The sequence below is a fragment of the Candidatus Thorarchaeota archaeon genome (genome assembly GCA_021498125.1).
Lineage (GTDB): Archaea > Asgardarchaeota > Thorarchaeia > Thorarchaeales > Thorarchaeaceae > B65-G9.
The window spans coordinates 424,493-449,175 of record JAIZWL010000001.1 but is presented as its reverse complement, the minus strand read 5'-3'; the positions used below and the strand labels follow the sequence as shown (position 1 = coordinate 449,175).

Sequence of the window (24,683 nt, the reverse complement as noted above, 5' to 3'; positions counted from 1 at the left end):
GCATTTCACACTCCAAAATAGTCTTTGAGATCGCGTTCGCGTTCTTTCTTCTCACGTTCTTTCCTTAAACGCTCGGCCTCCTCTTTTGAGATAGGACGGGAAGAGGAAACAAATCCTGAGGTGCGGCGCGGCTTAGGCTTTTTCGGACGCCTGAGTTCGAAGAGGGGCTCACCGAGTTTACGTTTCCTGTATACATACAATCCCACGAAGAGTGCAAAGACTCCACCCACGACACCAATGGCCAACCATGGAGAGGGACGGATATAGACAAACTTTGGAAGAAATGCAGTAAGTGTATCATATCCGGTCTTAGATGCATAAACCTCCAGACAGAAGATACCTTGGTGCTGATTGGTCCAGTCGGATGATATGGCAATGGTGTAGATACCAGATCCTTCCTCATGGATCATGGTCGATACATCAGTATCATTGATCAGGACACGAAGAGTCGCACCAGAGAGCCCATGACCACGACCATCATCGAGATAGAGAGTGATGGTAAAGTGATCGCCACCCCAGATCACATATTCGCTCAGGGTTATCTTTTCAAGTATGATGGATGGTTGGCTACTCCAAGATACTACATTCTCAATAAATGAGTCACGCAATGAGGTGGAAGGATTAATTGTGGTCAATGCCACCTTACCAAATCCAATTGTGGAAGCGATGAGCACGGGATCACCGGAGGGTGACTCGGCTAATACTGTGAAGTTTGCCCAGAATCGTGTGAACATCCCACTGTAAGAAAGCCCGGTTGACAATACATTCGGAACTGATACTAGTGGATGGCCCGGATCAAGAATTGTGACATTTTGACTGGTCGATGTTGAATTATAGGTCACAGACCACGGGAGCCAAGTAATTGAAGAGGTCACCCCCAATGCAACGAGTGTGCCGCCACTCGTGACAAAGGAACTTAATGCGTCACGGTTTTGTGCGAGAAGAGTAGAAAATGAACTAATAGTGCCGGGTTCAATAATGACCGTCCGGCGGAGGCTTATGAACCGGACAAACTCTGAAAAGTTAGCGGCATTGTAAAAATCAAAACTGATCGCATTATGTTCTAATGCTGTGGGAAGATAGTCGGTCGAGCCCAATGCGGCAACATCGGGAAGACCATGGCTGGGAACATGACCATTGATGGACAGTGTGTTGGGATTGAGAGCAGTCACTCGTGGTGTAGAGCCAGGCTCGTAGAGATGGACACCGGGATCACCATAGAGTATGTGTTGGTTCGCATAATCGCGTGGGTCACCACTGGGGAATGGATCAGTATAGTCAGTAGATATTGTTGACAGAGCGTGACTGAGTGCGTACCCAGTATCTGTTCCCTCTGTCAGACTCTTCATCACGAGAAGGGAGAGCATCGCCGCTGGCTGGAAATAGACTGTCCTAGGAGATGCCATGACTGCAACTGCACCATGTTCCATCATCATACTAGGAAGACGTGTCCCCCCTAGAAGACATGCCGTTATGATTACGATTGGCGACCCGATATCTCCGATGGCCGCTTCAAGGTTCTCGGTGCTCTCGATACGATGGTGGGTACTCTCCTCTTCATAGAGAACAGGATTAACAAGATGATCCCCATTAGCATCACGGGCTGTTGAGGTCTCCATACCATAAGGTGCATCAATGTCGCGGAGAGAGAAGAGACCAGCGCCATCAGGTCGATCAGGGGGGTCGGTGGGATACCGGGTAAGACTACCATGGGTACTAAAGGTCCAGAGCGCAACCTGAGATGCTATAGTCGAGAAGACCTCCTGATATCCAATGTGAGTCTCCACATTGAACCCCGCGTCCTCCATCATGCTGGTGGAATTCTCGTACTGATCAACAATATAGTAATCGAAATTATTGTCCACAAATCCAGCATCTTCAGTATAGGCGTACATAGAGACAAGCGCATCATCAGCGGAATCAGCAACACGGAACAGGAATCTATGAAGTGCGGCCCGTGTGACCATTGTCGAGGCCAATGCCGCGGTCTTGGCGGGAATGCGTCCCGGTGCGAAATGGGACTGGATAGATCTATCAAAACTCGGTTTGATCTCATCCACTGAGGCAAGAACCACTACTGATTGCGGCGCGGTTGCATTGTAGGCACCACGATCATCCAAAAAGGTCTCAAAGCTGCTCGCAGTATGTTGCATAGTATAACGGTTGGGGATTCGCTCATCATACCATCCGTTTTCTGTGCGAGTAGTATAACGACTGGTCACGTAGATATCAATCTCGGGACCAATGAGATAAGGAGCCCATGTCGCCTCCGCATATGATGTCAGTTGATTGTTGTCCCCACACAGAGAGAATACAGGCGCCCCATGGACAGCACCGGAATAGGCAGCTGGAGCAAAGAGCTCGTCGCCATTACCATGAGGGACCGTGACGACAACATCATGGCTCTTCGAGAGAGCTTGGATCCACTGGGACACAAGTTTGTAATTGTTGAGGTTATTGACAAAGGAGAACGCATCTAATGCAGAGGTAAGACTTGAAGTATGCAGTGATGCCGGATCAACAAGAAAACTGGTAGTGACACCAAGATGATCGATAGCCCACTGGGTCACTTCAGGAATTGAATCGGGAGTGACATAGAGAAGAGGCGCATTGAGAAGGGAGGCAAGAACTGCTCCATTCGCAGCTGACTCCAAATACGGTGTTACTTCAGGGGAGATCGTGGTAACGTCCCAGACCATCTCCACACCGTTATGCTCAGAGGTCGCATTCATCCAAGACACTATTGCAGTCCACGTACCCTCCATGGGATACGGAACATGCACACTCTCAAAACCCGGATTGGCAATTATACTTCCGGCTGGCGCCCAAGCTCCAAGCCTACCAGTCGGATCAATCAGTGCAACATTGAGATCAGTGGCGCTATTGTCCCAGCTGACATTTAGGGACAGGGACTTGGCATTCGCAGGGACGACGACGGTTTCGGTATGACCTGGATGATAGATGAGTGATCCAGTGACGGTCACGGGTGAGCTAACACTTGCCTCGGGGAAAAGGGTCAGTTTCCATTCTCCGGCATTAGTATTTGGAAGCCAGAACTTGAGGGGGACGGGGCTGCTAACATAGGAAGAGAAACGCTCTTGATAGGTCTGGCTCCGAACTGAATAATCAACAATGTGACCCTGTGGATCTGTGAGGATATGCGTAAAATAGAGTGACGAACTTGGCCAGTCAAAAGACCCCTCGATCCAACCAGTTCCAGCAGGTGGCGTAAAGTTGAGTGTGACTGGATTAGTCGAACTCACAGTCACGGTCTTACTTTCAATTTGCATCGGGTCGTTCTGGAAGGAAAAAGAGGAGCTACCCGTCAAGGACGAAGGAGAAGTTATAGCCAATCTCGAAAGCGCAAATACCGCAATGTCGGAGGACTGCCAGTCTGACACCGCCAGCATTGCTGCAACCTCATCAGGGTCCTTGCTAGGAATATATGGAAAGACCGAAGTGCCCAGAGTCTTACGAAAATCCGCAACACGAGAGGACGGAACATCGCCGATTATGCGCAGCTGTTTGGTCCCACCATCGGGTCCAAGATATTCTGCCCAGTCTTCAAGCAACCACTTTTCGGATTGCGAACCATCACTCAAGATGAGAGGAGAGAGGTACTGAGTACTGCCATCATAGAACACTGCGGAGGGAACTGCGGCCATGTATGAGAACTCGTCGAGATAGGAGGCCGGATCAGAGGCTACTACTGTGACCATTTGAAGAGGGGTCTGATTTGCCGCGGGAATCCCCGAGATCAGTGGTGTCCCCATCGTACTGCGTGAGAGATCATCGTTATTGTGGTAACCAGCAATCATCATTGTCTGAGAGAGAATGACAAATACGAGAAGTATACTAGTGGTCATGGCAATAGAGGGTTTCATTCCGTGGCACTCCTTCCTAGGGGAATAATCCCAATGTCCACCCTATTCAAATAGAGTTTTCCACGATGAAGGTGCCAGCTAGCCAGCCGGCCAATCAGTCAGTCGGCCGCGAAGACCACCGAGTTGTCAATGCAAAAGATCATACATCGGTGATCCCGAGCAAGTCCTCATCAAACTCATCATCATCATCGGTCATGGTCTCTTCTGGCAGGTTGTCAATGATATCATCAACCCGTTTTCTGAGACGCCGACGTGTCGCCTTAGGAATGTCCCAGAGCTTGCTCTCGGCACGTTCTACAACCTCACGGGCAACATCAAGAATTTCAGCACGGACATACTGCTCTGCGGCTTCGACAAAGTATTCGGCCGCCTTCTTTTGATTATTGCCGACTTCAGCAATATCACCTAGAAGAGAATAGATGTCTGCGATCCCTGCGGCATCGTCCAACTCCTGATAAATCTTGAGAGCCTTCTTGAACATCTTTTCAGCATTCACCCAGTCTTCACGTTCGGCATAGGCGTTACCAATGTCAACGATCGTGCTCACAACACCCTGCTGATTGCCAAGAGTCTTGTACGCCCTTTGTGCTTTCTTGAAGAGATCAAGAGCCTCGTCAAATTCTCCTTGCCCAAGCTTAGCAAGTGCAAGTGCATAGAGTGCATCCGCCGAACCCTCATTGTTTGAGGCACTCTTGAAGAGATTCACTGCCTCTTCACAGGTCTTGACTGCCTCATCCCACTTCTCTAGATTGATCTGTGCCAGGCCGATATTATACAATGCATCACCCACGCCAGCTCCGTCCTCAAGCTGTCGATAGAGATCAAGTGATGTTTCAAAGGCATGTAGAGCCTCTTCGTACTCAGCCACTGACATATAGACATTACCAGCAGCATTGAACAACTTAGCTGCCTCAGACAGTTCGCCAGCCTCTTTGGCGGCCGTTGCATGCTCCAACAGTTCTGTGGGATCGAGGTCAACCATTTCATTTTCGGACATAGCACTCACCTCAGTATGGTGCAGAGGCAATGTGGCTGGCTTTTGATTCTTTCTACTTGACCTCATGTACGCCTCATGAGAAGAGTTGGATTCTCCATGAGCGGCTTGACATCATCAAAGACTGTAAATTGTTCATCACCCAGCTGGACTTCCAATAGCTTTCGAAGCTCGAATCGTCGAAGATAGCCAACTGCCTGTGCGCGATCCATGTTGAGATCGTCCATTAACCTCTTGAGACCATCGCGTTTTCCACTATACTCTGCAAATTTGACAAAGACCGAGCTCCATTGCATCATTGCCAAATAGAGCAATGTGCGCAGCATATTATCCACATTATGACCAGTCTCGGCCGAGCATGGGATGACCGGAACGCCTGCCAGAAATCGCATATCCGCCCGCATCTTGTCAACAGCACGAGCCTCGTCAAGATCTTGCTTATTTGCTGCAACAACACATGGCACTCCCGGGAGGAAAAATGCAATCTCTCTAAAGAACAACTTTGCACGGGCATCTGATTCCTTATCTGCCGAGTCAACAACAAAGATGATGCCATCAGCACCCTCGCTCAAAATCTTGCGCATTGTACGAAAACGCAAGAGACCCGGGGTACCAAAAAGGAATACACTCATCCCGTCAACATTGGCAACTCCATGATCCATTGCAATGGTCGTACCGTTCCTCTCAATATTAATGCATGCACCCTCTGTGATATTGTGAATCAACAGACTCTTCCCAGCAGCATAAGGTCCCGTTACAACTATCTTCATTCGCCTGCACCTGCATTGCTGCACTATGTTTAGTTACTCTTGCTAATCCATCCAGTGTTAAATGATTTGCCCTTGTATAGTTCATGAATCATCTTCGCCCCAAAAATTGCGTCGAAAAGAAACTCGTCAACTTCAAATGCAAGAAGTTAAATCGTCAAATAGCGTATATTATAACAAGATATCGTCATAAGGCGAAGTTATGTGGCTGAAATACAGACCTCTGAACAGGAATTTAGACTGTTTCACGATCTTGGCGAAGAAGAAAAAGAAGTGCTTCGTAAATTCATCGATCCAGAGATAGACCTGACTCCATTGAGAGGCATTGACGAACTCATTAACCGGATATACCATCTCCTCAAACAATAGCCTCGTGCCAGCAGACAGAAGAGAATCAGGCAATCAGAGAGAGACCGTCCGCTTGCGGCGGAAATCCTCAACCATCCGGCCAACTGGTTTAAGATAGTTTCACGGGAACTCGGTCTCAATATACTCTACATCATCGGCAAGTCGTGCATGAGGTGATCCAGTAGTAGGAACAACCTCTCCAATAGGCCAACAGGGTAGACCATCTTCGGCCAAGAGATCTACAAACTGACCCACACGGTCCTTTGGCAGAAATACCAGCATACCCCCGGCAGTTTCAGCGCCAAATCCTTCAGACAGGCGATGACCGAAGAAACGCGCCAATTCAAGCGTTCCACGGATGACAGGGACTCGGTGAATGAGAATATCCACTTCGCTGAGCACAGCAACATTTGTTGCATGGCCCAGTAGACCGAATCCTGTGACATCGGTGGCCGCATCGACACCCACCGAACGCATTGCCTCAGCGACCTCTAAGTTACTGTGGGTCATAATTCGAACCGAAACCTCTTGCATCCAGCGAAGTTCGGACTCATCAAAGCGCGCAAGTAACGCATCCCTCTTTTCGTTCTGGAGATCACGATAGGAACGCATTGCTGGTTGAATCCCTAACGGCTTTGTGAGAAGAACGGCGTCACCGGGACGAGCTCCTGATGAATGAATGAGATGACGAGGATGCGTCACACCCAAACATATTCCACCAAGAACGGGACAGGGGTTAGTTATCGTTTGACCGCCAGTGATGCCTACACCAAAGACTTTCATGAAATCGTTCATTCCCTTCAACACACCGACAATGATGTCTTGCGGCATGTCTTTCGGAAAGGCAAGAAAGGCCTGAAGGGACACAATGTTAGTGACGCCCATTGCAAAGAGATCATTGGTGGCATTGCAAGCCACAATCTTACCTTGTATGTAGGGATCGTCATATATCGGTGTGAAGACATCAACATTTTCAACAACGGCCATGTTGTCATTGATGATACGAACCATTGCATCATCCCCGATATCGCCATGGCGCGAGGCATCTGGTGGCAATAGACCCGCAGCCTGAAGAAGGCGTGTGAGATCATCCTGCTTGACCTTGCAGCTTCAGCCGTGTGTTGTGACCATTGCAGTGAGCCTTACATTCGGCACCTGGTAATCTACCTCCCTTTCAGTTGTGAGAGCTCTGACGAGCTCGACGAGGGACGGGTCATAAGCCTTATAGCAATTATGACACTATAGCGCTTGGCTTAATCAGGATGTGAAGCGTGTGGAAATCAAAAAGATTGACGACAACATCTACGAGATCCCCAAGGGTACGCAAGAATGTATGAGGGTCCCAGTCAGAATCTACGCATCAGATGCGCTCATCAAAAAGATGGGACAGGATGCAACATTCCAACAGGGAACGAACGTTGCCTGCCTCCCCGGGATTTACACGCGGAGCATTATTTTACCAGATGGCCATCAAGGATACGGATTTCCAATTGGTGGGGTTGCAGCCACCGATTACGAAGAGGGAGTGATCTCACCAGGTGGTGTGGGATACGATATCAATTGTGGAGTCCGAGTCATGAGGACCAATCTCGATGTCGATGATATCCGCCCGAAGATCCACGAACTCATTGATCAGTTATTCACCGACGTTCCAACCGGAGTTGGTCGGACTGGCAAGATCAATCTGCAAGGCAATCGTGGCGTGGACGAGGTACTCCGATCCGGAGCAAAATGGGCAATAGAGCAAGGCCTGGGTTGGGAGTCGGATCTGGAACACACAGAGGCGGGAGGAAATCTACAATTTGCGGATCCAACAAAGGTCTCGGCTCAGGCAAAGGCGCGCGGGCGTGGCCAGGTCGGCACACTTGGGTCTGGTAACCATTTTCTAGAGATCCAGATGGTAGACGAAATCTATGACGAGAGAGCAGCAAAGGCAATGGGTCTTGACCATGTGGGACAGGTCACAGTAATGATCCATAGCGGCTCGCGAGGATTAGGGCATCAAGTCTGTAGTGATTACATCAAGGTCATGACACAGGCCATGAGAAAGTACAGAGTAGAAGTCCCAGATAGAGAACTATGCAGTACTCCAACCACCTCTCCCGAAGGACAAGATTATCTGGCTGCAATGAGTGCTGCAGCGAACTTTGCGTGGGCCAACAGACAGGCAATGATGCACTGGGCCCGAGAAGTGTTCGGAAAGGTGTATGGCCAATCTCCAGAAGATCTTGATATGCAACTGATTTATGATGTAGCTCACAATATGGGCAAGGTCGAGGAACACACTATAGATGGCAAACGTAGAAAGGTCGTAGTTCATAGAAAAGGAGCCACAAGGGCATTCCCACCCAATCATCCTGAGACCCCGGCCAAGTACAAGCATATTGGACAACCAGTCCTAATTCCGGGAACTATGGGTACCGCCTCATACATCTTGGTGGGCAATGAGAAGTCTATGGAACTCTCCTTTGGTTCAACAGCTCATGGTGCTGGAAGATTCATGAGCCGAAGAAAGGCCAAATCAATCTATCACGGTCGCGAAGTCCAAAGAAAGCTTGCAGGTGAAGGAATTATTGTGAAATCTCCAAAAGCAATCGGTATTGCTGAAGAAGCTCCTGGCGCTTACAAGGACGTTGACGAGGTAGTCAAGGTCTCAGACTCGGTGGGGATCGCAACGAAGGTCGTACGACTACGGCCCATCGGGGTCATCAAGGGATAAAAGAGCAGCATCGAAATCTCGTTGTTGTGATGCGAGATCGGAGATGACAACACCAATACCCAGTAGGATGACACTAAACCATACTATTGTGATTGGCCGAGGAGTCTCCTGCAAAAACACTGCTGCAAGAAGTGTAGCGCCTACAGGCTCACCAAGAACTGCCGATGAGACCACATGTGCAGGTACGATCGTGAGAAGATAGTTATTCACAGAGTGCCCGAGTGCTGTAGGGAATACTGCAAGAGCAATAAAGATCACAATCTCGGTCGGTTCGAGAACAACTATACTGAGTCCTGCAACAAGACATATCATTAATGTACAGAATGCAGCGGTCAGATAGACTATAGATGTGTATACTGTGATCGGGAGACCTATTGCATAGCGCCTGCCACCAATAAAATAAATCGCAAGAAACAGTGCTGAGAGGAGCGCAAGGAGATCACCTTGAAGAGCTCCAAATCCGGACTGCACAAGATCGCTCCATGCAAGGAATATAGCCCCGGAAACAGCAATGATAATCCCGATCCACGAACGCCGCCTGAGAGATTCACCAAGAAGTAGTGTGGAGAGAACACCAGTGAGAATAGGAGAGGTATTAACAAGAACGACACTGGCGGCCACCGTTGTCATAAACAGTGAGGTAAACCATGTTGAGAAGTGAAGTGAGAGAACCACACCAATAAAGATCAGCCACTTCCAGTTATCATGCAACAAGTCAGAAGAATATGTTCTGTGATCTCCACGAGCAAGTCCAATACCGCCCATCACAGCGGCCCCAAGAAGAGTCCGCCAAAAGACGATGACAAGTGGTGGAGAGGTGCTAAATCGGATCAGAATACTGGCACTTGAAACCATAGACACTGACAAGAGCAGTAAGAGAACAACACGTAGATTTACACCAGTACGTAACTGGGTTGAGAGCATTGGGATCATTCCTCAACTTGAAAATAGTAACCGCACTTCACACAGTGGAGGCCTACCTCATCAACCTCTGCAACTTGGGATTCACACTTTTCACATCTCTTTACCAAGAGCGCATCAAGATGCATTCTGGAGAGAATTGCGCGAACCTCATCAAGCGAAGAGTAATCAAATAGTACAGTACCATCGGCACCTTGAACCATATATGAGAGCGTGGAAGCTCGTGAGTCCCGGAAGAGCAGAACTGGGATCATATGCTCAATTGCCAGCATGATCTCCATTCCCACCCCCAATGAGGGATTACTGACCTCAGCCACCAGAAAGTTACTTAGACGAACAGCAGCAACATCACGAGCATAAATCCTCTTAGGGGAATCACGGGGTAGGAATTGCGGGGCAAACACCTCAATACCAACAGATTCCAGTGTTTCCACAACAATCCTATAAAAATCGTCTTTACGTAAATCATCGTGGATGATAGGCCCTGAGAGATATGCCTTTGTCATTACGTCCACTGCCTCTTGAGAGAGTTCCGTCTATTTTTGTGAACCACCCCTATTGAGCAGCGCGGTTATCTCAGGAAGAGTTCCATCATCTGGGACCTCCTCAAGCTTTCCCGAACGCCCAAGTGATAACTGCATCTTCCCCTGCCATTCCTTGGCCCAACCATTTGTGATCTTAATCACTTTTCCAGCCGAGAGATTGTTGGCCTCTCCAAAACCCCAAAGACTTAGGATGGCCGTACCAGTTTCATCACCGACCAAGACTTCTGTCAATTGTGTCTTACGCCCGGAACGTGTGCTCATCATTCGTGGAGGTGCTACAGAGATAATTCTGACAGTCAACTCTTCAACATTCTTACCTATTTCAACATCTGACATTTTCACTTGAAACGCCTCTGAACATCAATTACAGTTCTACGTATCAGTGTTACGAAAAGCACGAACAGCAACCGACTCAATCGCCATCTGAGTCAATTATCCGTTTTATATGTTCAATAGTCTCACTATCGACCTCATCGGGGCTTTCGGCGTCAGCTGTATCATCCTCATCTTCCGAGACCTCACGCAGAATGTCATTTAGCTTGTCATCAAGAGATCCCAGAATCTTGTCCAGATCGGTTGCCTCCTCTTCTTTAATTTCAGGAGACGGAACGTCACTCATTTCACTCTCATCAACTGTTATATCATCGGAGTCTAGAATCTGTAGTATCTCATCAGACACTTGAGTGGCCTCATGTGATTCATCAACAACATCTTCAGCAGCAGCAGTCCTGTCAGAGATGAGCACATCAGCAATTCCTTGGGCCAATTCGTCAGGGGCCGAAGTAGATGGTTCTTCCAATCCGCCAGCATCTTTACTGGGAGAGGACTCAACAGAAGGTTCACTGGCAACGGCAGGGGTTGTAGAATCGGTCACAACCTCAGGTTGCTCTTCCTCGACAGTTGCAGATGCCTCCCCGGGTTCTTCAGAGTCGTCCTCAATGACCTCTTCAACAATTTCGACGATTTCGTAATCTTCGCCGTCCTCTATAATGTGACCGTCTTCATCAACAAGTACTTCTTCAACAATCTCAATGGTCTCATAATCATCAATTTCAATATCTTCGTCATCAACTAAGATAGCATCTTCATCTTCTTCAACTTCATCTGATTCTTCAGCAGCCATGCTTCCAAGATGTTCCATCTTAGATGCTGCACTGGCGGCCTCATTACTGAACCGTAGAAGTTCCGACGCGGGCAGGTCGGGAAGTGCAATTCCGACATATTGCGCAGCAGCGTTCATCAGAATCCGGAGCATCTCATCACGACGCTCTTTGTCGATAGCCACCATCGGATACGTGGGTACTCCGAGGATCTTTTGAACGACCTCGGGCTTCATTGCATTAGGCAAATCTTGCTTATTTGCCAAAGCAAAAACGGGGACCTTCGGAGCGTCACGCCGGATGAGTTTGAGAATATCTTTACTGATCAGTATGTTTCGCAAGGAAGAGTCACAGACCAAGAAGATAACATCAGCACCATGAAAATAGAATTTCCAGAGGTTCCGGAAACGCTCTTGTCCTGCAAAGTCCCAGAGGACCAAGGAGTAATTTCCAAAGCGTATGTTCTCAACGGTTTCAAGGTTAAGTGCAATCGTTGGAACGTACTGAGTTGGCGGTGTATCACCAAGGAGCAGATGGAGTGTGGTTGTCTTTCCCACACCACCTTCACCTACTAAGGCAATCTTCAGACGTGTGATAATGGATGGCTCAATAAGGGAGACATACTCATCTATCGTCTTTTCTAATCCAACTTTCTTAATGCGTTTTTTAAGTGCAGATGCGGCTTTGCTCATGCGCTCAAAAATAGCAGATTCGTCTTCTTGAGCATCAGTAACGAACACAAGAAGATAATCAGGAAGAACGGTCCACCCATGATACTTGTGATCTCCAATGACAAGTGGGATTTCTTGAATCGTCGCATCTGACTTTTTCAGATCGGCCCTTGTTGTAACAAATTCTTCTAGATCCTTCAAATCAACAGTAATTGGCCAATATTGAGTTGTTGCAAGTATCTCATTAGTTGATTCGCGGACTAGAAAGGTATTGTGTATCAAGAGGGCCACCTTAGAAATACTGTCAGAATACTCTTGATTCATCCCCTAATTAATCATTTATGTACGGTATTCTCGAGAAACTGACGAGGTTATTAGAGGACAATAGAAAGAAAATAGATGAGGCTGTTTGATGATACATAACGAGAATATCTCTATAGAGACAGGATATCAAGATATGTATGATGATATGGCAAAGTTGTACAATGCCGTAAGTGGTTGGGATAATCCGGATCATGCCGATTTAGACGGGGAGTTCTTTAGGAATAGTTATCATCACCTTAGACTTGATCTCAAAGAAAATGTGATCACAGCCCGAACTATTGATGGTATGTTGATTGGAATTGCTACATGGCGCCCTGAGAGGTCTAATCCGGAAGAGGCATACATTACCGGAATGGTTCATCCCGAGTTCCGAGAGAGAGGTATAGGCACTAAACTGCTTGGGGAACTTGAACGTCTATCAAGTAAAAACGCAATCAAAATCATGACCTGTAATATCCCATCGTATCAGGAATACAGTATATCATTCATTGCACATAGAGGATTCAAACGCATAAGCGAATGGCTCAAGCTCTCTCACCCCGACCTGAGCAGAATAAAAAGACCTGACACCGTTGAAGGCTTTACTCTGAGAGAGATGAAGAACACAGACGCCAAAATTTGGGCGGATATGCAGAATCTGATATTTCATGGGAATTATCAATATCAGGATGCATCAGAGGCCGACTTTACAACTATAAGAAATAGACCCGATTATGATCCAGAGCTCTTTCTCTTGGGACTTGTAGACGGAAGACCTGCGGCATATTGCCTTGGCCTGGTGTTTGCACCGTCAACAGAAGATCAAAAACGTCGTGTACTAATACAGGGAATAGGAGTACTTCCGGAATACCGTGGCCATGGGTTTGGGAAGACTATCCTTGAAGAAGTACTTTGGCGAGCATACAAAAAAGGAATTGAAATTTCCGAACTTGTGGTAAATGAGTCTGCAATGCCCGCTCGTAAAATGTATGAGTCAATCGGATATGAGGAACACTATGGAAGAATCTGGTACTCCAAAGATCTAAGCAGAGAGGAAGCCTCTCAGTTGTTCAAGAATAAAGAGTAGGTAAGGAAGCGGGGTCCGCTAAAAGCGAACCTTCCGCATCCGCAGGTCACGTGGACCAGCTCTCAGCCAAGACACGCGCAAAACTCAGTATGCGCAAGTATTGCAAGGGGACCAATGCTAGAAACTCAGTGTAGGGACCAAGTTAGATATGCGAGTTTCCGACGGGGAGTTCGCGTATCTTGCCAGTGAGCCCTTGTGAAACTCAACTTAATGAGTCTACGTGTCTTCAGATTACAAAACCCCATATGAACATTACTTGTCCAGTATATTGGCTCAAATAATAGGTATCGCACCTGAACTGGAAGACGATTCAGCAGGAGGTGCGATTTTTCGAGGGGGATATGACCTATCGTGGGAAATTGTCTCTTAAAAGACGAAGATGATGCTCGACCATCTGTCGTGCCCGTGTATCTTCGGGATTCTTCTCCAGATCTGTCACTAGTGTCTGGAGGAAGTACTCGGGGAAGAACAGACGGACTCGAATATCATTGAGCAAGAAGAGCCACTTATCGTATTCACCAGATGGCCCCTTTCTACGCTTCTCAGTAATGACACGATACTTCTTGAGCGTCTGAATGGCCGTACGAAGGTCTTTTGGAGGAATACTGAGTGAAGCCTCAAGTTCGGCCACATTGACGGGCCGACGACGCAACTCGTTAAGAATATCATAACAGTCAGGATCTGCAAGTACCTCTGCAATTGCCACAGTATCATCTGGAGTCTTTTGCCATTCTGTGAGGAACTCTAGGACCTCTGACTTGTATTCGGCTGCCAGTTCTGGGTCAAGCATTGAACTTGCGGCCTCCATCGCCATGAGTGGAGGTGCTCGAAAGATCTCTAGGTCCTTGATCATAAAGACGCAAGTTCGCCCTATCTCATCAACCCATTCAGTCTTGACAATGCCCAGTTCTTCAAATGGCGCAATGACCGAATCAACACTCACACTCGGGAGACCTGTCACCATCTTTAGCCACTCTTCAAGGTCTTCCTTGGAAACGCCACCTCTCCATAATTTTGGAAACACTGCGCGGGTGATCTCATCAGCAAACAGACGGGCCAGACGACTCTCATCTGTCATACCGGCAAGACGAATAATTCGGCGATATGTGTTTTCAAGTTCTTCTTGAATCTCGGAGTCAGTCATCGACACAACTGCACTCGTCAGATGCGACACGACCGACGTAATTGCACCCTCATAGGCTTTAGGATCTTCAGATGTAGAGAGGAGCAAAGACACACAGTATTGTTCCTCTTCGCGAACTACACCAGTATAATAGGAGGCAACATTATACTCTTCACCGCCGATTCTGACACTTAGTGAAGCAAAACCCGCTGTTGCATCACCCATAGCATGAGAAGTGAATATTCGCATAATCTCAGTATTAAGATCTTCTCGATAATAATCGGCGAAATCCGCAGGGACCTTTGCTTTAAGAACAGCGCCGATTTTGGAATCCCAATCAATTAATAGCAAGGCAACAGGCATTGTTTCGGTCTCCAAAATACCATCAAAGGTGGCTAATCTGATAGTTTTCACAACCCCCTTCCGTCACGTGACTAAAAAACCTTGTCACATCTTTCATCGCCTAAAATTGCCCTCTGGAGCGCGTTTGCGTGCTATCTCCTTCAGAATTCGGAAGAGAATTTCTTCCACTACCGTTTCCAATGGGCGAGTGGCATCAATGAGAACAAAGTGACCAATATCTTGTGCAATCATCTCAAGATACGCCTGACGCACTTGTTGCAAACGTTCCTTGATCTCGAATTGCAAATTCCTAGTATCGTGACGGTTCCCCAATCGTTCAAGTCCTACTTCAACAGGAATATCTAAAATAAATACAATATCGGGTTCAGGTGCATGGATCACTTCACGGTTTCGCCGCAATATCTCAGACCAGTGTAACCCCGTACTTGTGCTCTGATAAGCCCCTGAGGCGAAAAAGTATCTATCGAGGAGGATCACCTTTCCTGATCTCAATGCTGGAAGAATCTTATTCTGTACGTGCCATTCTCTGTCTTTGAGAAAGAGGTCAAGCTCCTCTTGCGGGGTCAACTCCCCGCGTGGTGAACGTTCACGGATCTCTTGCCCCCATGGGCTCTCACTTGTCGGTTCTCGCAGTCGCAAGACATCATAGCCACGATTGCGAAGCTGTTCTTCCAAATGCTCGGTAGCAACAGTCTTACCAGCACCATCGATTCCTTCCAAGACAAAGAGAAAACCAGTCCAGTTCTTCCTCTCGTTTTCGCTCACCGGAAAATACGCCTCAGCATGTGGTATGTTCGTCATCTAGGTCCGTGTTTTAGATGTGTCGGCCGCGCAGAACTGAGAGCAAACCTTAAATCTCGAACTTAGTGGGATAGGTTAACCTGTCCTATACGGAGAAGTTGGTTGCTGTGAGTAAGACTATTGCAATCGCGCTGATCATCTCGACGTTTCTATTGGCCACTCCACCTGTGACCAGTGGAACTGAGACAGTTCAGATTGCTACTGGGGTCTCAGTCATACTGGACTTTGGTAATGGCACAGTTCTTACATTCGAAGAGATTACTGCTGACACTGTCTATAACGCTACAAGAGAGGTCACGTCAGTAGAGGCGGACTGGTATGGAGATCTTGTATTCGTCACAAGCATAGCAGGAGTTGCCAACGATCCATCTAGAGGTCTGTGGTGGCAATACTGGGTAGACGGAATTCTTGGCCCGGTCGCTGCCAACAAATACAATCTTGAAAATGGGAACGTTGTCGAATGGCGGCTCTCACCTCAGAATACAACCACAAAGACAACTCCGATGACAGAATCAGAAACAGATTCGTCATTAGTCATAGGAACGACAATGACGGCTGCGCTTGGAATCGGCTTTTTGATAGTCCTTTCCATCAGGAGGAGAACGTTATGAACATCAACTACAGACTTGGATTTGTAATCACGCTATTACTCGCAATGGGAGTCACACAGGTGAACGCCCTCATGTCATTTAATCCCGTGATTCTAAATGGGCATGAGAAACAGACTACAATCTCGTGGAACATCACAGATTGCCCGGACATGCCCTTTGCGTGGGGATGGACAGATGAAGGAAAGTGGTTGGCCGAACCGGGAGATGCAATGACCTTTGCCATCAATCGTACACACACGGATGTTGAAGGGGAATTGCATTTAGGCAACTTTTCCATCTATGCAAATGATACAGACATAGCTAGGGAACTTGTCTTAGGCGTCTGGGGGAAGACCCACTTCTTTCCGGGGCTTGTTATTGAGGTCAATGATACAAGTATTGCAGATCTCAATGCGACCGCATACGCCTCAGCAGCTCATGTAAAGGGAAATTATCTTAATGGGACAATGAAGTCAAGTTACAAGAGCATGACTGTGATTGCTGGAACGTTCCAATGCATTGTCTTTGAATACGAACAGGATCCATCAGCATATGGAGAGCCGCAGAAGACCACTCTGGCGTATGATCTTGATACAGGAATACTAGTGTGGGCAAACACAAGCTACTCTTTTGGAACTCCGTATATTCTGACCGTAGAACTCAGTCAGATAACCACAACAGCTGAGCCACTCAGCCCGTTAGTGGTCGCTGGAGCATCAGCGGGAGCTATTGTGATTCTGCTGATCATTGTCATTGCTGTAAAGAAACGCTAATCGCGAAGGTGCGTAACATGAAGTCCTACAATGCAGGAGAGTCAATTCAACCTAGCAAGAGGGTGTCCCTAATTGCGATCATGACCGCTCTTGCACTTGTAGGCAACTATGCATTGGTCGCAGTTCCAAATGTCGAACTGGGATCAACTATTTTATTTTTCACAGGGTACATCTTCGGATTCCAGATCGCGCTTCCTTGTGTGTTATTGATGGCATTAATATTTGGCTCAATAAATCCATGGGGCGCATTCATTCCTCAGATCTGGTTCTCCCAAGTTATCGGCTGGACATACATTGTCTTTGCGGCACACCTTCTTAGACCAAAGACGGTCGGGGAAGATTCTGTGTCAACACTCACCCTCATGGTCACTGGGGCATTCGTTACATTGATCTTTGACCTGATTACAAACATTGGATTCTCAGTCACGTTCAACATACCCTTTTTGCTAGCAATGATTGGGGGCACTCCATTCATGGTCGTGCACGTCATCTCAAATGGGCTTCTCTTTGGTCTGGTGATTCCAAGACTCGAGCATGGGGTCATTCTTCAGTTTATAGATCAGATCTGGAACCGACAGGGGGTTCTAGAACTTAAGACCGAAGAATAAAAAGCACAGTCGAAGTCACATTAGAGAGAGGTTATCACTGTGGCGACATGGAAAAAAATTATTGAAACACTGGCACAACCAGCAGATGGAAGGGTTCCTCCAGTCTTCAAACCGTACCATGTTGCCGTCGTACTTGTCATGATCGGCCGCCAACAGCCCTTAGGACGCTATGAGATGTGCCAGAACATATCGATAGGCGAGGGGAGTGTACGCACGCTACTGAAACGACTGACCGAGGGAGGTCTTATTACAGCTGAGGGGCGCCGTGGTCAACGTCTGACCAAGAGAGGAAATGAGATATTCGAGGCAATGATCAGAGATATTCCATTGGGACTCTTTCTCGATCTTGGAGACCTCACTGTCTACAAATACGACTATGCCAATCTTGTCAGGGGGAGAGCGTCGAAGGTAAGTGATGGGATTCATCAACGTGATGAGGCCATTATCCAAGGAGGGAGAGGTAAAGCAGGAGCCACCACACTCGTAATGAGAGGAGGCCTCTTGACCATGCCTCCGGATGATTTCAATATTCTATTATCAAACGAAAAGGAGACCCTTCTGATATTAGAGAGCCTTCGGCCAAAAGACAGTGATGTCATTGTCATTGGATCATCTGACGACCAAAATCTTGCCAGAGAGGTCTCCATGGCCGCAGTAATGACTTTGTTTGAAGATGAGTAGAATGCAATCGGATCTCTTTGGGAACATCCCCGAAATCGTGATCGATGTGCACGAATTAAAGGGGAAGCGACAAAACTCGGTTAAGCATCTCATGGCCATGTTGGACAAGGAAAGCATCAAATATGTTGTAGAACAGATCCCAATCGGGGATATTCTTGGTCCAGAGGGGGTGGCAATCGAGAGAAAGACCGTCAGCGATCTCGTCAACACATTAAAGGGAAGCTCGACAGGCGCACCACGCCTGACAAGACAGATTGAAGGTCTCTTGGTCTATGAGCGGCCATACCTGCTCATAGAAAACATCCTCTCAATTCGAAGAGATCCTGTAAAAGGCTGCATTTACGTGCCATTCAAAACAACCCAGACAAAAGGCAGGCCATACGTCGTCACCATGGAAACCGTCAACTACATTCACCCCTCCTCTCTGGATGCACTGATCGAGTCCATAAGAGAACAGGGGATTGAGGTGATTGAAGGCTACAACGCTTTACATTCTGCGGGACTGCTGTTCAACGTTCTGTTCCCAAGGGATGAGAAATCACATCCGAAGGGCAAACGCCTGCCAGTCATCCGTACACGAAAGAGTAGAGATAATTTTTCTGAGGAGCAAGAGTTCTTCATTGCTGGAATCACAGGGATCAATGTGGTCCGTGCAAGAAGCCTACTGAAAAAATTCGGTGGCCCCATAGAAGTTATCACTCGCACTGACGAGTGGACAGAAATCCCCGGCATAGGTCCAAAGACCGTGAGTACTGCACGAAAGATGCTCTATTCCAAGTATGTTGCTCCCGAAACTGAAGAATCAGACTAAAATGACCACCTCGATAGTTTTAAAAGAATGAACTATTCTATGACCAGAGAATACTTTATGATGGTGAAACCTCATGGGTGAGATTCGTGTTGCAATTGCAGGACTTGGGAATTGTGCCTCTGCACTTATCCAAGGAGTGCATTATTATAGAGATGCAAAGACTGACGAAGAAGTCCCAGGTCTGATGCATGTTGATTTTGGTGGATACTTCCCAAAGGACCTGAAATTCGTCGCGGCCTTTGAGGTGAACAAACACAAGATAGGAAAAGATATCGCAGACGCGATATGGATTGAGCCTAACAAGTGTTGGAAATTTGCTCCTGATGTTCCAAAGACCGGAGCTAAGGTTTTGCCAGGACCTATCTCAGACGGCGTAGCACCTCATATGAGAGAGTCGTTCTACACATACGATGAGAGTGAGATTGAACCAGTCGATGTGGCCGAAGAACTCAGGCGCACGAAGGCAGATGTTCTCATCAATTATCTTCCTGTTGGCAGTCGAGAGGGATCCCGGATATATGCACAGGCGGCACTAGATGCGGGTATTGCATTCATCAATGCGATTCCGGAGTTCATTGTCTCCGACCCCACCAGTGAATATGCCCGCGAGTTCGCAAAGAGAGGCATCCCATGTGCAGGGGATGATGTCAAGAGCCAACTGGGTGCAACTATTCTTCACAGAGTCCTTGCCCAACTGTACGATAAACGTGGACTGATCATCGAGAATACATATCAGCTCAATATTGGTGGCAATACAGACTTTGAGAATATGCAGGTGGAAGAGCGGCTCAAGACAAAGAGAGTCAGTAAGACTGAGGCAGTCACCAGTTGCGTAGACTATGAGCTCCCCACCAAAATTGGCCCGAGCGACTATGTACCATTCCTCGGTGACAACAAAGTCTGTTACATCAGTATGCGTGCCAAGGCATTTGGGGATCTCCCATTAGACCTTAGTCTGAAACTCTCAGTCCAAGACTCACCGAATAGCGGTGGAGTAATCATCGATGTTGTCAGAGCCGTCAAGATCGCCCTTGACCGTGGTATTGGCGGAGAACTCTCAAGCATCAGTTCGTACAGCTTCAAACATCCACGCTATCAGATTGATGACTTTGAGGCCAGAAAGAGAGTAGACGAATTTATTGAAGGAAAACGTGAGCGCTAGTCTGCTCGTATGATAAAAAAAGGACCTGCACGGCTAAGTGCAGGTTTCTCTTATTTTTACAATTCGGTAAAGCCTTTGACAGTTGACTCGTCAAGCTTCTGCAAGACTTCAACAAGAAGATCAACGGCAGCCTCAACATCGCTGAGATCAAGTATTGAGTGATGCGAGTGAATATGTCGAGTGGGTATACCAATAAAGAGTGAGGGCGCACCCATTCCGGTGAGATGGATAATTCCCGCATCAGTCCCACCTGCTTTCAAAAAGGCAGGTTGATGACGAATATTCTTGTCCTCTGCAATACTCAGAACAAAGTTTCTTAGACGTGGATTTGGGATCATTGAGCCATCACCGGCCGAGATGGAAACCCCTTTACCCATCTTTTGCACAAGACCCTCTGCGCCAGGAACATCTCCGGAGATATCAACATCCAGTGAGAACCCAACATCAGGCAGAATCTTTTGGGCGGCTGTTCGAGCTCCTCTGAGACCGACCTCTTCTTGGACTGTAGATACAAAGTAGACAGTATTGGGCAACGAGATACCTTGCTCAGAGATCCTTCGGAGAGCCTCTAGAGCTATAAAGACACCAACTCGATCATCAAATGCCTTTGATACAGCCACCGTCACATTACGTTCTACCGTCTCAGACTTTTCGTCCTTCGGGTCCTTCTTCTCTTTTCGGATACGCTCCATAGTCCTGAACGTGGCATAGGGGACGGCTGGATCACCAACACGAATTCCTAGCTCTTTGACCTCCTCTTCCGAGCTGCAACCTATATCGATGTACATCTTGTCCTTGGTGACAACCTTGTTCCGCATCTCTGCTGGAAGGATGTGCGGTGGGGGAGCACCGATCACGCCAATGACTTTTTTATCGCTTTTAGAGGGGCGAATTAGAACCTCCTGTGTCAAAAGTGTTTGATCCCACCAACCACCCAGTTGATGGAAACGAAGGAAACCGTTCTTGTCGATATCGGTTATCACAAAGCCAACCTCATCTGCATGCCCTGCGAGCATTATTTTGGGACCAGCATTGCCCTTGCGGAAGATGACTGAGCCTAGGCGATCATAGGTCACCTCATCAGCAAATTTGGATCCATAGTCACGAACCAGTGTCTGGATCTCATGTTCATGACCACTTGGACCAAAAGCATTACACAGTGTTTCTAAAAACTTTAAATCTAATTTATTATCGGACATATTAATCCCCAATTGCTATGAAGAATTATAGTAGGTGCTGCACCAACATCACCCAATAAGCATACCGAATTATGCTGTTAAGAGCCTCAGGAGGCCATAGTTCAATTACTGATTGCTTCACGAGCCAACAAATGGAATGCCTCTTCGACATTTGTTCCTGTCAGTGCACTTGTTTCAAGATAGCCTTGTAATCCATACTCTTGCACGAACTGTTGACCCATCTCTGTAGTAATGACGCGCTCGGCCTCGAGATCGACCTTGTTTGCAAGAAGAATAATGGGGATTCGAGCCCCTAATGCATTCTCGGTCTCATCGATCCATTTAGAGAGTTCTACAAAAGTGCTCTTTCGTGTGACATCAAAGACAAGCAGAGCTCCTTTCGCACCTTTGTAATAACTGGTACGAATGAAATCAAACCGTTCTTGACCAGCAAGATCCCAGACAAGTAGCTTGACCGTCACATCTTTCCCATTCGAATCTTGCACTGTAACAGTCTTTACTGCAAACTGCGAACCAATGGTGACAATATATTGTTCCGTAAATTTTTGTGTTAGAAAGCGATTGACAAGAGCAGTCTTCCCGCTCCCCCCTGCACCAATCATGACAACCTTGCGCATAAGATCAAATGTTTCAGACACAGTGTCACCTCGTAATGGTTCTGGTATCTAATGTATATCGTGGAGAATAGTCCCTACATAGTTAATGACTAGTCTAGGACTTTGCGGGAATATGGTGTATTAAGCCTTTTTCACATCAAGTCATTCATAAGAGCGGCGCCAATTTGCTGTAAACTTCGAAGATATTATAATAGGCAGGGCGGAAAACCGCATGCCGGGAGATAGTTAAGATGCGACTCATAACCGTAAAAATGAGCGAGCTCTACGTCAATGGAATCGACAAGCTCGTCGAGATGGGACATTACCCTTCACGTAGTGAGGTCATTCGGGTTGCCATTCGTGATCTGTTAATGCGGGAGCTATGGATTGATGGCATTCCACCATTTGCACACAGTGAACAAGAGAGTGGCTAAAACGGAGATTTTAAGAAAACATAGCCACAAGACACATTAAGCAACAGTTGACCCTCAAACATGCCATCACTATTTGGAGGAAACGACATCCTTGAATTTTAGGATTCTCTTCAAGGGATTTAGACTTGCATTTCGAGCAAAAAAGCGAGTTACGGCGTTCATCATCATCTATGCAGTCCTTTTTGTTGCTGTTGGGAAGGGTCTCCAAGAGGCTCTCACAACGAGCGGTGCCGAATGGCCTTGGTTGATGATGGCATTCATTGTGGCCACTGTATATGCGATACTAATCAGTCAGTTTAGAGCGCGCGATATCGCCATTCTAAAATGTGTATCTTGGGGAAACTCGGAGATTCTACTCCTACTAATAGGAGAGGTCATCATAGTGGCTGCTGTTGCATGTATTGTCGTGGTCGAACTCGCCATAGAGATTCTGGGAATAGTTGCCTATATGCAGACGGACTTTGGTGTTCTTACCCAAGTACAACAACTAGTTGTTGTTGAACCTTTGGCAATGGCATGGACATTATTCTACATTATCGTACTACAGCTTCCGGGTCTTGCCTTAGCAAGATGGAGAGCTATGAAGATTCCGCCAATGAAGGCACTTAGGGAGGAGTAAACATGGCAAATCCAATAATCCAGGCTCAAGACGTCAACAAAGAATACGGACGCGGAAAAAAGACCGTTGCCGCCTTGAAAGATGTAGACTTAGAGATCAGACCGGGCGAGTTTGTGGCAGTTGTTGGGCCCTCTGGTTGTGGTAAGTCAACACTTCTTCATGTGCTCTCAGGTCTCGAGGCCCCCACCTCAGGTAGGGTATTACTTGATGGCGTGGATGTGACCCTTATCAGTGAACGTGATATGCCAAAGCTTAGAGCTCAAAAAATCGGGTTCGTCTTTCAGGCATTTTTGCTCATTGAAGACCTCACTGCATACGAGAATGTGGAAGCGGTCCTGTGGCCAAGTAAAGAATTGACCAAGGAAAAACAGGAGGCAATGACCCTCGAAGTTCTTCGAGAGGTCGATATGCTTGAACGCAAAGATCATTTCCCGCGACAGATGAGCGGGGGCGAACAACAACGTGTCGCCATTGCACGCGCTCTTGTGAACAATCCGCCAGTCCTCTTCTGCGATGAACCAACTGGGAATCTAGACTCGAAGACGGGCGACAATATCATGAAGATCATTGCCAAGCTCAACAAAGAGCGCGGAATGACGGTGGTACTTGTCACGCACAACGAGGATCTTGTCAAATTTGCCAAACGCGTTCTGCGAATGAAAGACGGCAGAATCACTTCAGACAAATAGCCACATGGCGATCACTGCAGCTGGGTCAACCAGTCTGCAAAGGAGAAGAACCAACTATGCCAACAGGTGATTGCCAAGCTCGTCAGCAATTGGCTGAAGACATGGCCTCGGAAGGACATAATTCGGAGGCCATGGACCTCTTTATTGATGCGGCTATGTGCTGGAGAAGATGGGAATCTTTTGCAAAGGTCGCAGGATGTCTTGAACGTGCGTATGAACATGGTATGCTGGCTCACAGATACTTCGAGGCTGCAGAGGCCATGAAACAGGCCAGCCTTGCATGGACAAAACAGGGAGAACATGAAAAGTTCGAGATCGACTGCCAAATCGCATCTGAGGCATATATCATGGCAGCAGAGGAGGATCATAATCCGCGCTATTTCGTGGATGGAGCATTTTGCGCCATTCTAGGGGGCGATATCGATATGGCGCGACACTTAATTCACGCAGCCGCTGAGACGACCCGAGGTGAGGCAAAGGAGATGATCAATCTTGCACTCATGCTGAGTGAGTATCAATTTGGAGATGCAGACATGTATATTGAGGCTGCAGTGACTCGGATCATGGACAGGGAGGGCATGAAAGAGGTACATCAGCTGTTCAAGTTGGCATTCCTTGGCTTTGTGAGAACAATACTTGAATCGGAAGTTGCAATATCACTGAGAAGTCTCTCAGATAGTACAGGACTACCTGAAAAGAAGATTGAGAAGCTCATCAAAGAGGGAATTGACGAAGGAATAGTTCCAGGGTCATTTGATCCCGAGACCCAAGAGATCGTTGTGGACCCAGACAGGACAGATATATCCACATTAGCTCGAAGAAAACGACCAATTTTAAGTAGAGACCTCAAAGATCCCGGTGCATGGACCATCGACTCAGAAGATTAATTCGGTAA

General features: G+C 47.3%; 25 protein-coding genes. 13 read left to right on the top strand and 12 right to left on the bottom strand.

The features are described 5' to 3' along the window. Positions 1-5: 5 nt before the first annotated feature. From K9W43_02440 to K9W43_02430, 3 genes are all read right to left on the bottom strand, one after another. The gene (locus K9W43_02440; protein MCF2136074.1) at positions 6-3,884 is read right to left on the bottom strand and encodes a C25 family cysteine peptidase; all 3,879 of its coding nucleotides are present in this window, start codon (positions 3,882-3,884) and stop codon (positions 6-8) included. A gap of 139 nt (positions 3,885-4,023) precedes the next feature. Next, on the bottom strand, positions 4,024-4,881 hold the full coding sequence (locus K9W43_02435) for a tetratricopeptide repeat protein (GenBank protein ID MCF2136073.1): 858 nt from the start codon (positions 4,879-4,881) through the stop codon (positions 4,024-4,026). A 62-nt stretch (positions 4,882-4,943) separates the two neighbouring features. Next, a complete protein-coding gene (locus K9W43_02430; protein MCF2136072.1) occupies positions 4,944-5,648 on the bottom strand; it encodes a GTP-binding protein in 705 nt (234 codons plus the stop codon). Positions 5,649-5,849: 201 nt separating this feature from the next. Between K9W43_02430 and K9W43_02425 the strand changes: the two genes are divergently transcribed. Beyond that, positions 5,850-6,014, top strand: a complete 165-nt coding sequence (locus K9W43_02425) for a hypothetical protein (GenBank protein ID MCF2136071.1) — start codon at positions 5,850-5,852, stop codon at positions 6,012-6,014. Positions 6,015-6,113: 99 nt separating this feature from the next. On the opposite strand, the gene selD is transcribed toward K9W43_02425, so the two are convergent. Next, positions 6,114-7,049: a selenide, water dikinase SelD gene (selD, locus tag K9W43_02420; GenBank protein ID MCF2136070.1), complete on the bottom strand. Its 936-nt coding sequence runs from the start codon at positions 7,047-7,049 to the stop codon at positions 6,114-6,116. A 277-nt stretch (positions 7,050-7,326) separates the two neighbouring features. On the opposite strand from selD, the gene K9W43_02415 reads away from it, so the two are divergent. Further along, positions 7,327-8,712: an RtcB family protein gene (locus tag K9W43_02415; protein ID MCF2136069.1), complete on the top strand. Its 1,386-nt coding sequence runs from the start codon at positions 7,327-7,329 to the stop codon at positions 8,710-8,712. Here K9W43_02415 and K9W43_02410 read toward each other — a convergent pair. The 4 genes from K9W43_02410 to K9W43_02395 form a co-directional block, all read right to left on the bottom strand. Next, positions 8,683-9,636, bottom strand: a complete 954-nt coding sequence (locus tag K9W43_02410; protein MCF2136068.1) for a DMT family transporter — start codon at positions 9,634-9,636, stop codon at positions 8,683-8,685. The two genes, K9W43_02415 and K9W43_02410, sit on opposite strands and share 30 nt — an antisense overlap. Before the next feature lie 5 nt (positions 9,637-9,641). Further along, positions 9,642-10,139, bottom strand: a complete 498-nt coding sequence (locus K9W43_02405) for a nucleoside 2-deoxyribosyltransferase (GenBank protein MCF2136067.1) — start codon at positions 10,137-10,139, stop codon at positions 9,642-9,644. Between the two features lie 30 nt (positions 10,140-10,169). Beyond that, positions 10,170-10,514 (bottom strand): hypothetical protein, encoded by a 345-nt coding sequence (locus K9W43_02400; GenBank protein MCF2136066.1) that lies wholly within the window; start codon positions 10,512-10,514, stop codon positions 10,170-10,172. Positions 10,515-10,590: 76 nt separating this feature from the next. Continuing rightward, on the bottom strand, positions 10,591-12,231 hold the full coding sequence (locus K9W43_02395; GenBank protein MCF2136065.1) for a GTP-binding protein: 1,641 nt from the start codon (positions 12,229-12,231) through the stop codon (positions 10,591-10,593). A gap of 130 nt (positions 12,232-12,361) precedes the next feature. Here K9W43_02395 and K9W43_02390 point away from each other — a divergent pair, with 130 nt between their 5' ends. Then, positions 12,362-13,339 carry a GNAT family N-acetyltransferase gene (locus K9W43_02390; GenBank protein MCF2136064.1) on the top strand — a complete coding sequence of 326 codons (978 nt, stop codon included), beginning with the start codon at positions 12,362-12,364 and terminating at the stop codon, positions 13,337-13,339. Between the two features lie 346 nt (positions 13,340-13,685). Here the strand turns inward: K9W43_02390 and K9W43_02385 are convergent, their stop codons facing one another. Both K9W43_02385 and tmk read right to left on the bottom strand, forming a co-directional pair. Beyond that, entirely contained in the window at positions 13,686-14,876 is a 1,191-nt protein-coding gene (locus K9W43_02385; protein ID MCF2136063.1) for a hypothetical protein, read from the bottom strand. 42 nt (positions 14,877-14,918) lie between these two features. After that, entirely contained in the window at positions 14,919-15,590 is a 672-nt protein-coding gene (gene tmk, locus K9W43_02380) for a dTMP kinase (GenBank protein MCF2136062.1), read from the bottom strand. 143 nt (positions 15,591-15,733) lie between these two features. On the opposite strand from tmk, the gene K9W43_02375 reads away from it, so the two are divergent. The 6 genes from K9W43_02375 to K9W43_02350 all read left to right on the top strand — a co-directional run bounded on the left by K9W43_02375 (position 15,734) and on the right by K9W43_02350 (position 20,251). After that, entirely contained in the window at positions 15,734-16,237 is a 504-nt protein-coding gene (locus K9W43_02375; GenBank protein MCF2136061.1) for a DUF4430 domain-containing protein, read from the top strand. Continuing rightward, a complete protein-coding gene (locus K9W43_02370) occupies positions 16,234-16,989 on the top strand; it encodes a hypothetical protein (GenBank protein ID MCF2136060.1) in 756 nt (251 codons plus the stop codon). Before K9W43_02375 ends, K9W43_02370 begins: the two co-directional genes overlap by 4 nt. Before the next feature lie 17 nt (positions 16,990-17,006). Continuing rightward, positions 17,007-17,597 (top strand): hypothetical protein, encoded by a 591-nt coding sequence (locus tag K9W43_02365; protein MCF2136059.1) that lies wholly within the window; start codon positions 17,007-17,009, stop codon positions 17,595-17,597. Between the two features lie 39 nt (positions 17,598-17,636). Beyond that, positions 17,637-18,278 carry a hypothetical protein gene (locus K9W43_02360; protein MCF2136058.1) on the top strand — a complete coding sequence of 214 codons (642 nt, stop codon included), beginning with the start codon at positions 17,637-17,639 and terminating at the stop codon, positions 18,276-18,278. Then, entirely contained in the window at positions 18,271-19,089 is an 819-nt protein-coding gene (locus tag K9W43_02355; GenBank protein MCF2136057.1) for a hypothetical protein, read from the top strand. The genes K9W43_02360 and K9W43_02355 overlap by 8 nt, the downstream gene beginning before the upstream one ends. Before the next feature lie 73 nt (positions 19,090-19,162). Beyond that, entirely contained in the window at positions 19,163-20,251 is a 1,089-nt protein-coding gene (locus K9W43_02350; GenBank protein MCF2136056.1) for an inositol-3-phosphate synthase, read from the top strand. A gap of 56 nt (positions 20,252-20,307) precedes the next feature. On the opposite strand, the gene K9W43_02345 is transcribed toward K9W43_02350, so the two are convergent. After that, on the bottom strand, positions 20,308-21,450 hold the full coding sequence (locus K9W43_02345) for a M42 family metallopeptidase (protein ID MCF2136055.1): 1,143 nt from the start codon (positions 21,448-21,450) through the stop codon (positions 20,308-20,310). Positions 21,451-21,551: 101 nt separating this feature from the next. Beyond that, complete coding sequence (locus K9W43_02340) at positions 21,552-22,088, bottom strand: GTP-binding protein (GenBank protein MCF2136054.1); 537 nt, start codon at positions 22,086-22,088, stop codon at positions 21,552-21,554. A gap of 209 nt (positions 22,089-22,297) precedes the next feature. Here K9W43_02340 and K9W43_02335 point away from each other — a divergent pair, with 209 nt between their 5' ends. From K9W43_02335 to K9W43_02320, 4 genes are all read left to right on the top strand, one after another. After that, positions 22,298-22,480: a ribbon-helix-helix domain-containing protein gene (locus K9W43_02335; protein ID MCF2136053.1), complete on the top strand. Its 183-nt coding sequence runs from the start codon at positions 22,298-22,300 to the stop codon at positions 22,478-22,480. A 91-nt stretch (positions 22,481-22,571) separates the two neighbouring features. Then, positions 22,572-23,099, top strand: coding sequence for a hypothetical protein (locus K9W43_02330; GenBank protein MCF2136052.1), 528 nt, complete (start codon positions 22,572-22,574; stop codon positions 23,097-23,099). Between the two features lie 2 nt (positions 23,100-23,101). After that, the gene (locus tag K9W43_02325) at positions 23,102-23,788 is read left to right on the top strand and encodes an ABC transporter ATP-binding protein (GenBank protein MCF2136051.1); all 687 of its coding nucleotides are present in this window, start codon (positions 23,102-23,104) and stop codon (positions 23,786-23,788) included. A gap of 56 nt (positions 23,789-23,844) precedes the next feature. Then, the gene (locus K9W43_02320; GenBank protein ID MCF2136050.1) at positions 23,845-24,675 is read left to right on the top strand and encodes a hypothetical protein; all 831 of its coding nucleotides are present in this window, start codon (positions 23,845-23,847) and stop codon (positions 24,673-24,675) included. Positions 24,676-24,683: the final 8 nt, after the last annotated feature.

Coding starts and splice junctions, on each gene's coding strand:
- K9W43_02440 (MCF2136074.1), bottom strand. CDS start 3,884: ATGAAACCCTCTATTGCCATGACCACTAGTATACTTCTCGTATTTGTC.
- K9W43_02435 (MCF2136073.1), bottom strand. CDS start 4,881: ATGTCCGAAAATGAAATGGTTGACCTCGATCCCACAGAACTGTTGGAG.
- K9W43_02430 (MCF2136072.1), bottom strand. CDS start 5,648: ATGAAGATAGTTGTAACGGGACCTTATGCTGCTGGGAAGAGTCTGTTG.
- K9W43_02415 (MCF2136069.1), top strand. CDS start 7,327: ATGAGGGTCCCAGTCAGAATCTACGCATCAGATGCGCTCATCAAAAAG.
- K9W43_02410 (MCF2136068.1), bottom strand. CDS start 9,636: ATGCTCTCAACCCAGTTACGTACTGGTGTAAATCTACGTGTTGTTCTC.
- K9W43_02405 (MCF2136067.1), bottom strand. CDS start 10,139: ATGACAAAGGCATATCTCTCAGGGCCTATCATCCACGATGATTTACGT.
- K9W43_02400 (MCF2136066.1), bottom strand. CDS start 10,514: ATGTCAGATGTTGAAATAGGTAAGAATGTTGAAGAGTTGACTGTCAGA.
- K9W43_02390 (MCF2136064.1), top strand. CDS start 12,362: ATGATACATAACGAGAATATCTCTATAGAGACAGGATATCAAGATATG.
- K9W43_02370 (MCF2136060.1), top strand. CDS start 16,234: ATGAACATCAACTACAGACTTGGATTTGTAATCACGCTATTACTCGCA.
- K9W43_02365 (MCF2136059.1), top strand. CDS start 17,007: ATGAAGTCCTACAATGCAGGAGAGTCAATTCAACCTAGCAAGAGGGTG.
- K9W43_02355 (MCF2136057.1), top strand. CDS start 18,271: ATGAGTAGAATGCAATCGGATCTCTTTGGGAACATCCCCGAAATCGTG.
- K9W43_02350 (MCF2136056.1), top strand. CDS start 19,163: ATGGGTGAGATTCGTGTTGCAATTGCAGGACTTGGGAATTGTGCCTCT.
- K9W43_02345 (MCF2136055.1), bottom strand. CDS start 21,450: ATGTCCGATAATAAATTAGATTTAAAGTTTTTAGAAACACTGTGTAAT.
- K9W43_02335 (MCF2136053.1), top strand. CDS start 22,298: ATGCGACTCATAACCGTAAAAATGAGCGAGCTCTACGTCAATGGAATC.
- K9W43_02325 (MCF2136051.1), top strand. CDS start 23,102: ATGGCAAATCCAATAATCCAGGCTCAAGACGTCAACAAAGAATACGGA.
- K9W43_02320 (MCF2136050.1), top strand. CDS start 23,845: ATGCCAACAGGTGATTGCCAAGCTCGTCAGCAATTGGCTGAAGACATG.